The sequence below is a fragment of the Agrobacterium sp. NPDC089420 genome, from assembly GCF_044900305.1.
In the GTDB taxonomy this organism is placed as follows: Bacteria; Pseudomonadota; Alphaproteobacteria; order Rhizobiales; family Rhizobiaceae; genus Agrobacterium.
On sequence record NZ_JBJDMY010000007.1, the window covers coordinates 198,129 to 211,631 of the forward strand.

Annotated in this window: 13 protein-coding genes; 5 read left to right on the forward strand and 8 right to left on the reverse strand. The window is 60.5% G+C overall.

The features are described from left to right. Positions 1-6: 6 nt before the first annotated feature. The 3 genes from ACI2KA_RS13580 to ACI2KA_RS13590 form a co-directional block, all read right to left on the reverse strand. The gene (locus ACI2KA_RS13580) at positions 7-1,164 is read right to left on the reverse strand and encodes an amino acid ABC transporter permease (RefSeq protein WP_404502811.1); all 1,158 of its coding nucleotides are present in this window, start codon (positions 1,162-1,164) and stop codon (positions 7-9) included. Positions 1,165-1,167: 3 nt separating this feature from the next. Beyond that, on the reverse strand, positions 1,168-2,364 hold the full coding sequence (locus ACI2KA_RS13585) for an amino acid ABC transporter permease (protein ID WP_404502813.1): 1,197 nt from the start codon (positions 2,362-2,364) through the stop codon (positions 1,168-1,170). A 108-nt stretch (positions 2,365-2,472) separates the two neighbouring features. Then, a complete protein-coding gene (locus tag ACI2KA_RS13590; RefSeq protein WP_404502815.1) occupies positions 2,473-3,495 on the reverse strand; it encodes an amino acid ABC transporter substrate-binding protein in 1,023 nt (340 codons plus the stop codon). Between the two features lie 376 nt (positions 3,496-3,871). Between ACI2KA_RS13590 and ACI2KA_RS13595 the strand changes: the two genes are divergently transcribed. Then, a complete protein-coding gene (locus ACI2KA_RS13595) occupies positions 3,872-5,065 on the forward strand; it encodes a cystathionine beta-lyase (RefSeq protein WP_404502817.1) in 1,194 nt (397 codons plus the stop codon). A 2-nt stretch (positions 5,066-5,067) separates the two neighbouring features. Here ACI2KA_RS13595 and ACI2KA_RS13600 read toward each other — a convergent pair whose 3' ends face one another. Continuing rightward, positions 5,068-6,228, reverse strand: coding sequence for an FAD-dependent monooxygenase (locus ACI2KA_RS13600; RefSeq protein WP_404502819.1), 1,161 nt, complete (start codon positions 6,226-6,228; stop codon positions 5,068-5,070). Positions 6,229-6,257: 29 nt separating this feature from the next. Further along, positions 6,258-6,503: a zinc-finger domain-containing protein gene (locus tag ACI2KA_RS13605; RefSeq protein WP_035261222.1), complete on the reverse strand. Its 246-nt coding sequence runs from the start codon at positions 6,501-6,503 to the stop codon at positions 6,258-6,260. A gap of 170 nt (positions 6,504-6,673) precedes the next feature. Here ACI2KA_RS13605 and ACI2KA_RS13610 point away from each other — a divergent pair, with 170 nt between their 5' ends. The 3 genes from ACI2KA_RS13610 to ACI2KA_RS13620 all read left to right on the forward strand — a co-directional run bounded on the left by ACI2KA_RS13610 (position 6,674) and on the right by ACI2KA_RS13620 (position 8,798). Further along, the gene (locus ACI2KA_RS13610) at positions 6,674-7,450 is read left to right on the forward strand and encodes an alpha/beta fold hydrolase (protein WP_404502821.1); all 777 of its coding nucleotides are present in this window, start codon (positions 6,674-6,676) and stop codon (positions 7,448-7,450) included. A gap of 200 nt (positions 7,451-7,650) precedes the next feature. Then, positions 7,651-8,475, forward strand: coding sequence for a serine O-acetyltransferase (gene cysE / locus ACI2KA_RS13615; RefSeq protein WP_404502823.1), 825 nt, complete (start codon positions 7,651-7,653; stop codon positions 8,473-8,475). Positions 8,476-8,594: 119 nt separating this feature from the next. Further along, the gene (locus ACI2KA_RS13620) at positions 8,595-8,798 is read left to right on the forward strand and encodes a DUF3126 family protein (protein WP_003524869.1); all 204 of its coding nucleotides are present in this window, start codon (positions 8,595-8,597) and stop codon (positions 8,796-8,798) included. A gap of 59 nt (positions 8,799-8,857) precedes the next feature. On the opposite strand, the gene ACI2KA_RS13625 is transcribed toward ACI2KA_RS13620, so the two are convergent. Then, complete coding sequence (locus ACI2KA_RS13625; protein WP_404502825.1) at positions 8,858-10,252, reverse strand: cytochrome P450; 1,395 nt, start codon at positions 10,250-10,252, stop codon at positions 8,858-8,860. A 111-nt stretch (positions 10,253-10,363) separates the two neighbouring features. Here ACI2KA_RS13625 and ACI2KA_RS13630 point away from each other — a divergent pair, with 111 nt between their 5' ends. Beyond that, entirely contained in the window at positions 10,364-11,017 is a 654-nt protein-coding gene (locus ACI2KA_RS13630) for a TetR/AcrR family transcriptional regulator (protein ID WP_404502827.1), read from the forward strand. Between the two features lie 93 nt (positions 11,018-11,110). Here the strand turns inward: ACI2KA_RS13630 and fdhA are convergent, their stop codons facing one another. Both fdhA and ACI2KA_RS13640 read right to left on the reverse strand, forming a co-directional pair. Beyond that, a complete protein-coding gene (fdhA, locus tag ACI2KA_RS13635) occupies positions 11,111-12,301 on the reverse strand; it encodes a formaldehyde dehydrogenase, glutathione-independent (protein WP_404502829.1) in 1,191 nt (396 codons plus the stop codon). Positions 12,302-12,464: 163 nt separating this feature from the next. Beyond that, on the reverse strand, positions 12,465-13,337 hold the full coding sequence (locus ACI2KA_RS13640) for an ATP-binding protein (RefSeq protein ID WP_404502831.1): 873 nt from the start codon (positions 13,335-13,337) through the stop codon (positions 12,465-12,467). Between the last annotated feature and the right edge of the window lie 166 nt (positions 13,338-13,503).

Consider the following 13,503-nt stretch of genomic DNA (forward strand, 5'->3'; position numbering starts at 1 on the left):
CGTCCCTTATCGTTTATGCCCGGTGTCGAGGTGCCGTTCCATGAACAGCGAATAACGCGACATGCCGAAGCAGAATATCCAGAATACGAAACCAGCGAAGATATAGCCAGTCATGGCGGTGACCGGTGTGGCCCAGTTCGCATCCGATTGGTTGAGTGTGACAATGCCGAGCAGATCGAACATGCCGATGATCGAGACCAGCGACGTGTCCTTGAACAGCCCGATGAAGGTGTTGACAATGCCCGGAATGACGAGCTTCAGCGCTTGCGGCAGCACGATCAGTCTCGTCTTCTGCCAGTAGTTCAGGCCGAGCGAATCCGCCCCTTCATATTGTCCCTTGGGAATGGCCTGCAGGCCGCCGCGGATCACCTCCGCCATATAGGCGGACGAGAACAGCGACACGCCGACGAGCGCGCGCAGGAACTTGTCGAAGGTCCAGCCGTCGGGCAGGAACAACGGCAGCATGATGCTGGCGAAGAACAGCACGGTGATCAGCGGAATGCCACGAATGATCTCGATGAAGAGCACGCAGAGCATCTTGATCACCGGCAGGTTGGACCGCCGGCCGAGTGCGAGAAGAATGCCGAAGGGCAGGGATACCGTTATTCCGAAGAACGACAGGATCAGCGTCACCATCAGGCCGCCCCAGAGCTGCGTTTCCACCTTCGGCAGGCCGAAGACGCCGCCGATGAGCAGGAAAAACGCAATGAAGGGCAGGATGATGAAAAGCGCCAATGCATTGAGGCGCTTGAACGGCGCTTTCGGGATGAGCATCGGGATCAACAGGATGGTGAACATCACCATCACGAGGATCGGACGCCAGCGCTCATCGAGCGGATAGCGGCCGAAGACGAACTGCCCGAGCTTGGCCGATACGAAGGCCCAGCACGCGCCGGACTGGCCGTCCGGCAGCGCACCGCCCTGCGAGGCGGTCAGGCAGGCGATACGGTCGCTGCCGGTCCACACCGCATCGATGAACAGCCAGTTGACGATCGGCGGCACCAGATAGGCGAGAAGAGCAAGGGCAAGAACCGTAAGGACCGTATCCTTCGGCGTGGCGAAGAGTTTGGTGCGCAGCCAATGGCTCGGTCCGACGGCGCTTGAAGGGGCGGGCCGGGCTTCCTCGATGGTCTGTCGCACGAAGGCGTGATTGCTTGTTGTCATCGATTATCGCTCCACCAGGGCCATTTTCGCGTTGAACCAGTTCATGACCACGGCCGTGAGCAGGGACAGCGAGAGATAGATGACCAGCCAGATGGCGACGACTTCGACTGCCTGACCCGTCTGGTTCAGGATCGTGCCGCCGACAGAGACGATGTCGGCGAAACCGACAGCGACTGCAAGCGAGGAGTTCTTCGTCAGGTTGAGAAACTGGCTCGTCAGCGGCGGGATGATGATGCGCATCGCCTGCGGCACGACGATGAGGCGCGTCGTGGTGCTGGAACGAAGCCCGAGCGCATCCGCAGCTTCCGTCTGCCCCTTCGCCACGGCCTTGATGCCGCCGCGAACGATTTCGGCGATGAAGGAGGCGGTGTAGAAGGAAAGCGCCAGGAACAGCGACATGAATTCAGGCGCAACGACCGCGCCGCCCGAGAGATTGAACCGCCCGGCAATCGGATAGTCGAATGTCAGCGGTGCCCCGAGCGCCAGAAATGTCGCCAGCGGCAGGCCGATGATGAGAAGCGTCACCGTCATGCCGGTGCGGAACTGCTGTCCGGTTCTTTCCTGTCTGGCCTTCGCCCAGCGGTAAACGAAGAAGCTGAGAACGATGGCGACGAGGAAGGCGAGCGGTATCAGCCAGGTGCCTTCTCCCCACAGCGGCTTGGGAAAGAAGAAGCCGCGATTGTTGAGATAACTTCCAAGCGGAAGCTCGAGCGACTCGCGCGCCTGCGGCAGAACCGAGATGACACCCTTGTACCAGAAGAAGATGACGAGCAGCGGCGGGATGTTGCGGAAGATTTCCACATAGGCCTGCGCGAGCTTCGAGATCAGCCAGTTGTTGGAGAGCCGGGCGATGCCGACGATGAAGCCGATGATCGAGGCGGCGATGATGCCGAAAAATGCAACCTGGATCGTGTTGAGAATGCCGACGAGCAATGCACGGCCATAGGTCGCGTCGCTGGTATATGCGATCAGCGACTGGCCGATGTCGAAACCGGCTCTTCCGTTGAGGAAGCCGAAGCCGGACGAGATGTTTGATCGTTGAAGATTGGTGATCGTATTCGTCACGATGACCCAGACGAAGGCGGCCAGGATGACGACTGTCAGGACCTGATAAAAAATGCCGCGTATGCGTGGATCGTAGATAAGTGACGACGCGCTTTGCGCGCGCGATCGTTGCGAACTGACCGCGTTGCCTGCCATAGGCACCTTTCCCTTTTATATGCTCTTTGCGAGCTTATTTATATAATTCCAAATGGAGGCCGGGCGTTGCCCAGCCTCCTGTCATGATCTAGCCGATGATGGGGCCGATCAGCGGATCGGCGGTGCGTATTGCAGGCCGCCCTTGGTCCACAGCGCGTTCTGGCCACGCTCGATCTTCAGCGGCGAGCCGGCGCCGACGTTGCGGTCGAAGACTTCGCCGTAGTTGCCCACCAGCTTGATGATGTTGTAGGCCCAGTCGTTGGTCACGCCGAGATCGGTGCCGATCTTGGTGCCTTCTTCCGTACCGAGCAGGCGCTTCACGTCCGGGTTGGCGCTGTTCTTCTGCTCGTCGACATTCTTGGAGGTGACGCCCAGCTCTTCGGCGTTGACCATCGCATAGTGAACCCAGCTGACGATGTCGAACCACTGGTCGTCACCCTGGCGAACGGCCGGGCCAAGCGGCTCCTTGGAGATGACTTCCGGCAGAACGACGTTTTCGTCCGGGTTCTTCAGCTTCAGGCGGATTGCGTAGAGGCCGGACTGGTCGGTAGTGTAGACGTCGCAACGGCCCGAATCGTAAGCGGAGGTCGCGTCGGATTCCTTTTCGAAGACGACCGGATTGTACTGCAGATTGTTGGTCTTGAAGTAGTCTGCGAGGTTGAGCTCGGTGGTCGTGCCGGTCTGAACGCAGACGGCGGCGCCGGAAAGCTCGAGAGCGGACTTCACGTTGAGGCTCTTCTTGGCGATGAAACCCTGACCGTCATAATAGTTGACGGTGCGGAAGTTGAAGCCGAGCGAGGTGTCGCGGCTGATCGTCCAGGTGGTGTTACGCGTCAGAACGTCGACTTCACCCGACTGAAGGGCAGGGAAGCGGTCCTTGCTCGAAAGGGCGACGAACTTGGCCTTCGAAGCGTCACCGAAAATCGCGGTGGCAATACCACGGCAATAGTCCACGTCGATACCGGACCATTCACCCTTGTCATCGGGATTGGAGAATCCCGGAATGCCCGCGCTTACGCCGCAGGTGACGAAACCTTTGCCCTTCACGTCCTGAAGCGTCGCAGCCGAAGCGACAGAGGCTCCTCCCAAAACTGCTGCGCCGATGGCGGCTGACAGAATTGCCTTTTTCATTTTTCCCAACCTTTGTTTGTTATCGTCAATCGCAAGGGGACCGGCATGTTTGTTTTGCCCCAGCTCCCCCCTCAGCGAAATCTTTTCGATCCGCTTTTTCTATCACAATCACAATTGGCAGCGGGGTCAAGACGTGCCGGCAATAATTGTGCCTATAAAACGGAATTTTCCAGATTTTGGTCGGGAAGTGTGCAAAGGGTGAAAATATAAGCATATTTTTGCGGAAATTTGCACTTGCACGATTTTTGTATACTTCTTGTATGCTGTTTCGCGTTGGATCAATCTGCCCTTCCGGCGGGCGCTGACGGGACTTGACCTTGCCTTGCGCGCTCCCCATTGTCGCACGCGTCAATATTCCTTCGAAAGCTGATCTGAAATGACCAAGACAAATGACCTGCTTTCCGCCGCAGGTGTGAATACGCGCCTGACCCATGGCGGCAACGATCCCGCGGACTGTTTCGGTTTCGTGAACCCGCCCATCGTGCGCGGCTCCACCGTGCTTTTTCCGGATGCCGAGACGCTTTCGACCGAAAACCAGAAATACACCTATGGCACCCACGGCACGCCGACGACCGATGCGCTGTGCAATCTCGTCAACGCGCTGGAAGGATCGTTCGGAACGATTCTCGTGCCCTCGGGACTTGCCGCGATTACCGTGCCGTTCCTTGCCTATCTCGGCGCCGGCGATCATGCGCTGATCGTCGATTCGGTCTATTTTCCCACCCGCCGTTTCTGCAACACGATGCTGAGGAAACTGGGCGTCGAGGTGGAATATTACGATCCGGCGATCGGTGCGGGCATCGAGGCGCTCATCCGCCCGAATACGAAGCTGGTGCATCTCGAGGCGCCCGGTTCCAACACCTTCGAAATTCAGGATGTCCGGCTGGTCACCGAGATCGCCCACAGGCATGGTTGCGTCGTGACGATGGACAATACCTGGGCGACGCCGCTTTATTTCCGGCCGCTCGATTTCGGCGTCGACGTTTCCATTCACGCCGCCACGAAATATCCTTCCGGCCATTCCGACGTGCTGATGGGCTTCGTCTCGGCCAATGAAAAGCACTGGAAGGCGCTTTATCAGGCCAATACCAATCTTGGCATCTGCGTTACCTCGGACGAGGCCTACCAGATCCTGCGCGGCATGCGCACCATGGGAATCAGGCTGGAACACCATCAGAAAAGCGCGCTCGATATCGCGCAATGGCTGGAAAGCCGCGACGATGTGGTGCGGGTGCTGCATCCGGCCCTGTCGAGCTTTGCCGGGCACGACCTCTGGAAGCGCGATTTCAAGGGCGCGAGCGGCGTCTTCTCCTTCGTGCTCAAGGCTGAAGAAGGCAAGTACAAGCCGGCGGCGGCAGCCTTCCTCGATGCGCTGACATTCTTCGGGCTCGGTTATTCCTGGGGCGGCTACGAATCGCTTGCCGTTTCTGTCTCGCTTGTCGACAGGACGATTGCAAAAGGCCCCTCGGAAGGACCGGTCATCCGCCTTCAGATCGGGCTCGAGGATGTCGCCGATCTCAAGAAGGACCTCGAGGCCGGCTTTGCGGCGGCCGCCGCAGTCGGCGCTTGACCTCAGCCCCTGGCGCGATAGCCGTACAGCCAGTCGAAGTCCTTCAGGAAGGCTTCTGCGGGACGGGTGGCAAATACCAGGTCACGGGCAATGCGAACCGGGCCTGTGGCGTGATAGGCAAAACGATTGAGAGAGGCCCGCTTGCGGGCCTTTTCGATGCGCGACAGGCGCAAGGCTTCGAAAGCCGCGAGCGTTTGCCGGGTTTCTCCGGCAAGCATGCCGGCAAGTTCGAAAGCGTCTTCTATCGCCATGGCAGCGCCCTGGGCGGCGAAGGGCATCATGGCGTGTGCCGCGTCGCCGATCAGGACAGTGTCGCGGCCGTTATGCCAGCGGCCCGGGCCGGCCTGGTAGAGCGGCCAGAACGTTGGATCATCGGCTTTTTCCAGCAGCCGCAGCAGCTCCGGGCTCCAGCCGCGAAACTGTTCGAGCAGCATGGCCTTCTGCCGTCCGCTCGATTCGGCGCGCCAGGTGGCGCCGGGATCGGCGCCGAGCGCGATGGCGACGATGTTGAAGCCGCCGACTTCCTTCAGCGGATAAGCAACGATATGGCCGCCGGAACCGAGATAGGCCGTGACGGCGCTTTTGTTGATGGCGGGAGGAACGTCATTTTCGCTGACCGTGAAGCGCCAGGCGATATTGCCGGAAAAGGTGGCTGTCGGCGCGGAAGGAACGGCAAAGCGCGCCGCCGACCAGACGCCATCCGCTCCGACGATCAGCTCGTGATCGCGGAAGGTGGTTGCGGCGATGATGTCGGCGGTGGCGTTTTCAATGCGCTTGCCGAGATGCAGCCGGCAGAGCGGATTGCGCTGGACCGCCTGGAGAAGCGCATTTTGCAGCGTCGCGCGGTGCAGCACGCCGTAAGGCGCACCCCAGCGGCGGCGGGCCACCGCGCCCATAGGTAGGGACAGCAGCGTGGCCAGCGATTTTCCGGAGGCGAGATCGACGCTGACCGGCTCGGTCCAGCGCGCTTCTATCTCCGGCAAGACGCCGAGTTCGGCGAGAATGCGGGCGGCGTTGGGCGACAGCTGCAGGCCTGCGCCCACTTCCGTCAGTTCACCGGCCTGTTCGATGATCTCGCAGTCGATACCGTGCCGGGCAAAGGAAAGGGCAGCGGTGAGACCGGCGATGCCGGCACCGACAATGGCTACGGATTTCATGGGCATGATGCGCCCCGATCAGGAAAGAAGGAAGGTCAGGCGGCCTTCACATGGAAAACACAGCCCGGAGGATTGGTCTGTTCGGCCTTCAGCGACGGATTGTAGCGGTAAAGGGTGGAGCAGTAGGAACAGACCTTCTCGTTGTCGTCGCCCATGTCGATGAAGATATGTGGATGGTCGTAGGGCACCGAAGCGCCGGTGCACATGAATTCCTTGACGCCGATCTCGATCATGCGGTGTCCGCCATCGTTCTGGAAGTGGGGAATGGAATGGCCGGCCATGTTCGTCTCCAAATGCAATATCGTTATCGGGCCGCGATCGGTCTTCGCGCGTCGGCCCGTCGTTGCGGATATGTAGCCTCAAACGCATTGCATCTCCATAAAAATCGTCAGCAAAACATGGTCAACATCGCTAATTCCTGCCATATGGTCCGGCAAAAAGGATGTCCTTGATGAATCTCAACACGCCGCAATTTTCCGATTTTACCCATGACGGCCTCTCCCTTGCCTATTTCGACGAGGGCGATCCGGCGGGCGATCCGGTTTTGCTGATCCACGGCTTTGCTTCCAGCGCCAATGTCAACTGGGTGCATCCCGGCTGGCTGAAGACGCTGGGCGAGGCGGGTTACCGCGTGATCGCCATCGACAATCGCGGCCATGGCGCAAGCGACAAGCCGCACGATCCGGAAGCCTATTATCCACCCGTCATGGCCGGGGATGCGGTGGCGCTGCTCAATCATCTCGGCATCGCGCAAGCCCATGTGATGGGATATTCCATGGGCGCGCGCATTTCCGCCTTTCTGGCCATGGCGCATCCCGAGCGTGTGCGGTCGCTGGTGTTCGGCGGGCTTGGCATCGGCATGGTCGAAGGCGTCGGCGACTGGGATCCGATTGCCGAGGCGCTTCTGGCGCCGTCGCTCGATGTCGTCACCCATGAGCGCGGCCGCATGTTCCGCGCCTTTGCCGACCAGACGAAAAGCGACCGGCTGGCGCTTGCCGCCTGTATCGAGACATCGCGGGTTCTCGTCACGCGAAAACAGGCGGAAAAGATCGACGCGCCGACGCTGATCGCGGTCGGAACGAAGGACGACATCGCCGGATCGGGCGCGGAGCTTGCCGCGATCATGCCGCATGCCAGCGCGATCGACATTCCCGGCCGCGACCATATGCTGGCTGTCGGCGACCGGGTATTCAAGGCGGCGGTGCTGGACTTCTACCGCTCGCTTTGATCTGGAGCATTTTCAGGAAAAGCGGAGCCCGGTTTTCCGTCCGCAAATGCGGCAAAGCTCAGGACGGCAAGAAACGGTTTTTCATGTTGCATGCAGAAAAACTGAAGCCTTGTCGCCTTTAAAGTCGTCATTCGAATCCCATTTCTAATGCACGTCTTTTTCTGTATAAAGAACGACCACTGCAAACGAGGAGACCATTCATGGTCGCACGTACCGAGGCCCGTCAGCCGGAACAGCTGGCGATCGTCGATCCCATCTGGGGCAGCCTGCTCAATGAAGCCCGAAGTGCCGCGGCACAGGACCCGCTGCTTTCCGCCTTCCTTTATTCGACGATCCTCAATCACCGGTCCCTCGAAGAATGCGTGATCTACCGTATCTGCGAACTCCTCGATCACCCCGACATGCAGGCCGTGCTTTTGCGCCAGACCTTCCAGGACATGCTGGAAGACTGGCCGGAATGGGGAAGCGTGCTGCGCGTCGATATCCAGGCCGTGTACGATCGCGACCCGGCCTGCACGCGCTTCATGGAGCCGCTGCTTTATTTCAAGGGGTTCCAGGCCATCCAGACCCATCGCCTTGCCCATTGGCTGCTGCACAAGGGCCGCAAGGACTTCGCGTTCTATCTGCAAAGCCGCTCCTCGAGCATCTTCCAGACCGATATCAATCCGGCCGCGCGCATCGGCAAGGGCATCTTCCTCGACCATGCAACCGGGCTGGTGGTCGGCGAAACGGCCGTCATCGGTGACAATGTTTCCATCCTGCATGGTGTGACGCTTGGCGGTACCGGCAAGGAGGGGGCGGACCGCCATCCGAAGATCGCCAATGGCGTGATGATCGGGGCGGGTGCGAAAATTCTCGGCAATATCGAGATCGGCAGCTGCTCGCGCATCGCCGCCGGTTCGGTGGTGCTGAAACCCGTTCCGCCTAAGACCACGGTTGCCGGCGTGCCGGCGCGGGTGGTGGGAGAAGCAGGGTGTTCCGAACCCTCGCGGCTGATGGATCAGGTGATCGGCGCCGACATCTGACAGGGCGTAATATTGTACTCGTCCGTGTGGAAGACAGGGGCGATGTGCCGCTTTCACTTTACTTTGGCCTTTGTCCCATGCCAAAAGCGGGCCAACGCGAACCGCACAGGAGAATAGTGGTGAAAGCCGACGAAATCAAAAAACTCGACGCCTATTTCAAGCGCACCTTCAATCCGACGATGGTGGTCAAGGCGCGTCCGCGCAAGGACGATTCCGCCGAAGTGTATCTTGGCGAAGAGTTTCTCGGCGTTGTCTATATCGACGACGAAGATGGCGACCGCTCGTATAATTTCTCCATGGCGATCCTCGACGTCGACCTCTGACCGTCACCATCCGGTGACGGGTGGATTTTCGCATTTGTCCATCAGTCGCCCGCGGTGGTTCACGCCGCGGGCGATCTGTTTTTTCGCTGCGTGATCGTCATCATCAGCCGTTCCTGCGGCCGCAATGTCACCCGCATCAGCGGCTCCGCCGCATTCGTTGATTTATTGTCGAGATGGATCGTCTGCAGGAGGACGGCAAGGATCGCCACGGCTTCCATCATGGCAAAGGCATTGCCGATGCAGACGCGCGGGCCGGCGCCGAAGGGCATATAGGCATAACGGTGCCGCGCCTTGACCTTTTCGGGTTCGAAGCGTGACGGGTCGAAGCGGTCTGGTTCATCCCACAATGCGGCGTGCCGGTGCAGGGCGTAGATCGGCACGTAAAGAACGGTCCCGGCCGGGATATCGTGCTCGCCGAGCCTGAAATCCTGCAATGCCGTGCGGGTGATGACCGGGGCGGGCGGGTAAAGCCGCATCGCCTCGGAAAACACCTGCCGGGTGTAGGTGAGACTGGCGATATGGTTCGCCGCAACCGGGTCGCCGGCGGTGACGGCCTCGATTTCCTCGACGATTTTTCTTTCCGTTTCCGGGTTCTGCGACAGAAGGTGGAAGGTCCAGGCAAGGCCCAGTGCCGTCGTTTCATGGCCGGCGGTAATGAAGGTCAGCAGATTGTCGATGATTTCCGTATCGCTCATCATGCGACCCGTTTCCGGGTCCCGGGCTTCCAGCAGCATGGAGACGAGGTCGGTTCTGTCGGTCGGGTTCTCGCGTCGCCCGGCGATCACCTTCGCGAGACTGGCGCGCAGATAGTCAACGGCGGCGCGGGATTTGCGCCGGCCGGGATGCGGCAGCCATTCCGGCGCGCCCAGCATGGTCAGCGCGAATGTCCAGCCCGTGGGCCTCAGATAATCGGTGATGCTCCGTTCGACCCGGGCAATATCGATGCCGTATCCGCCGGACATCATGGTCTCGACGATGATGTCGAAGGTGGTTCGCATCATTTCATGGCCGATATCGATGTCGCCCGTGGAAGCGGAGCGCCAGCGTGCCTGCGTGCGTCGCGCCGTGTCGATCATGACCGGCAGCAGGTCCAGCAGTTTTTCATGGCGGAAGGCGGCGGCGACGGATTGTCTTTGCCATTTCCAGTGGTCGCCATCTGCGGTCAGAAGACCCTGTCCGAGCGCAGGGCCGAGCACCCGGCGTACGTCCTCGCCCTTGCCGAGCAACTGGGCGTTCTTGACCAGGGCCTCATGAATGAGCGCGGGATCGGCAAGATGCACACGCATCGTGCCGGCGAGACGGGTGAAGACAGCCGGTTTGCTGAAGATTTCCGGCGGCAATGCCTTCAACGGATTGCGGACGAGCGCTAGTGCGAGACGCGCCGCCGCGAATTTCGACAGGGGTTCTGTCTCGGTCCTGTTGATGGGCGAGGTGGAAGGGCCGGTTCCAATCATCGACAGCTCCTCAATGCGTGTTGAACAACGGGATTTTGCTGTTAAGGTGTATACCTTATTTTAGATATTTAAGGTGCATGCCTTATATTTCAATGATGGGGCGCGATTTTGATGAAGAACAATGATGCGAAACGACCACGGCGCACGCGGGACAGAATTCTGGATGCCGCCCTTGACCTCTTCAACGGGCGCGGGCCTGATCGTGTAACGACGGCCGAGATCGCCCTTGCGGTCGATATCAACGAGGGCAATCTCTATTATCATTTCCGCACCAAGGAATCGCTGGTGCTCGCGCTGTTTGAGCGCTTTGAAGCCGATACGATGGCGCTTGTCGCGACCGTTGACGGGGCAGACGAGGCGGCGGCGGCCACCTATGCCGGTTTTCTTCGGCAATGGTTCTCGCTGGTGTGGAACTACCGCTTTCTGTTTCGCGATCTGGTCGGGCTCGTCGCGCTGGCGCCGGGGCTGGTGGAGCCGGTCAGGGCCATAAGCGCCACCATGCGGCTGGCGGTTGGCGACATTGTCGGACGGATGCAGAAAGCCGGATTGGTGACCATTCCCGAAAGCGAGCGCGATGCGGTTCTGACGAACCTATGGATCGTCTCGACCTATTGGGCTGCCTATCTCAATCTGCAGGAGGGTGTCGGCGAATTCGGGCCGCAGCAGCTGGATTGGGGGCTGCAGCAGGTCTCCAGCCTGTTCCGGCCCTATCTCTCCGCCGAGGCAAAGGCCGAGCTCGAGGCGCTTGTCGAGAGCGACATCTAACATCTCCGGCTGGAGACATGTCTGGCTTTTAAAAAAGCCCGCGACCGGATGTGTCGCGGGCGTTTCGTCATTCCGGCCTGTTCGCGGCAGGCGTCAGGCGGCCTTCAGCAGATCGCCGTGGGGATCGAGCACGAATTTGGTCGCCGCGCCCTGATCGAAGCTTTCATAACCCTGCACGGCATCGTCGAGCGCGATGATCTTCGCATTGACGATATCGGCAATCGGCAGGCGGTCATGCAGGATCGCCTGCATCAGCTGGCGATTGTACTTCAGCACCGGCGTCTGTCCGGTATGGAAGGATTGCGCCTTGGCCCAGCCGAGGCCGAAACGCAGCGACAGGCTGCCCTGTTTCGCCGCGGCGTCGACCGCGCCGGGGTCCTCGGTGACATAGAGGCCGGGAATGCCGATCGAACCGGCGGCGCGGGTGATCTCCATCATCTGGTTGAGAACGATGGCCGGCTGCTCGCCGCCCGCATGGCCGCGTGCCTCGAAGCCGACGGCGTCGATGGCGCTGTCCACCTCGTTGGTACCGACGATTTCGGCGATCATGTCGCCCAGCCGGTCACCCTTGGAAAGATCGACGGGTTCGAAACCGACCTTTGCCGCATGTGCGAGGCGATCCTTGTTGAAATCGCCGATCATGACGACCGCAGCGCCCAGAATGCGGGCGGAGGCGGCAGCCGCAAGCCCGACGGGACCCGCGCCTGCGACATAGACCGTGGAGCCGACACCGACGCCCGCCCTGACCGCGCCATGGAAGCCGGTCGGCAGGATGTCGGACAGCATGGTGAGGTCGCGGATCTTCGCCATCGCCCTGTCGCGGTCGGGGAATTTCAGAAGGTTGAAATCGGCATAGGGGATGGTGACATAACGGGCCTGTCCGCCGATCCAGCCGCCCATGTCGACGTAACCGTAAGCGCCGCCGGCGCGCGACGGGTTCACCGTCAGGCAGACGCCGGTATCCTGCGACTTGCAGCAGCGGCAACGGCCGCAGGCGACGTTGAACGGCACCGAGACGATATCGCCGATTTCGAGCATTTCGACATCGACGCCCTTTTCGATGACTTCGCCGGTGATCTCGTGGCCAAGGACGAGGCCTGGCATCGCCGTGGTGCGGCCGCGCACCATGTGCTGGTCGGAGCCGCAGATATTGGTGGAAATCACCTTGAGAATAACGCCGTGTTCGATACGGCGGCCATCCGGCGCCTCAAGCTTGGGGTCGTCGATGTCGCGAACCTCCACCTGGCCCGGGCGCATGTAGACGACGCCTCTGTTCCTGCTCATATCCATCTCCTCCATGGTTTGAACACCGGCACCCGCCCGCTCCTCCGCAGGCAGGATGAAACCGTATGTGCAGCAAACCATGTGCCGGGGACGGTGGCGTTCGGGAATACGACAACGCCTATAGCCTTAACGACACCGGCTTTCGCCCGAAGTCACGGTGGCGTTATCGGTCGATGGGTTTTCTGAGGCGTCCGGCGGCGTCCTGAATATATTGCCAGGCGACGCGGCCGGAGCGGCCGCCGCGGGTGGTCGCCCATTCCAGCGCCTCGTGATGCAGGGTGTCGCGGTCCAGACCCAGATCGAAATGCTCGGCATAGCTGTCGATCATCGTCAGATAATCTTCCTGGCCGCATTTGTGGAAGCCGAGCCACAGGCCGAAGCGATCGGAGAGCGAAACCTTTTCTTCGACCGCCTCGGACGGATTGATGGCGGTGGACTGCTCGTTTTCCATCATGTGGCGCGGCAGCAGATGGCGGCGGTTGGAGGTCGCATAAAACAGGACGTTGTCCGGCCGTCCTTCGATGCCGCCGTCAAGCGCCGCCTTCAGCGACTTGTAGGCCGTGTCGTCGTGGTCGAAGGAAAGATCGTCGCAGAAAACGATGACGCGTTCTCCGGACGCCTTCAATATGTCGAGCAGGGCGGGCAGGGTGTGGATATCCTCGCGGTGCACCTCGACCAGCTTCAGGGAAATGCCGGTCGCGGCGCGCACATCTTCGTGAACGGCCTTGACCAGCGATGACTTGCCCATGCCGCGCGCGCCCCACAGAAGCACGTTGTTGGCGGGAAAACCCTCGGCGAAACGCAGCGTGTTTTCATGCAGTATATCGCGGACATGATCGACGCCGCGGATGAGTTTCAGGGCGATGCGGTTGGGGCGCTGGACGGGCTGCAGGAACGAGTTGACGGGCGACCAGACGAAACAATCGGCCGCATTCCAGTCGTTTACGGCGGGGGCGGGGCCGGCAAGCCGCTCCACGGCAATGTTCAGCCGACGCAGTTCGGCAAGAAGCAGGGTGGCCGTTTCTTCTCGAATCATGGTGTTTCTTCCGCTTGTCTGGTGTTCAAAACTCTGTTTTGCGCCCGGCCTAGCATGGTGTTTCCGGCCCATAAAGGTTAAGAGGTCCGGAATCGGTACGGCGAGGCCCCTGCATCTGTTGCAATCCCGGCGTTCCCCACTATATTCCGGCGGCTTGAAAGCTGGG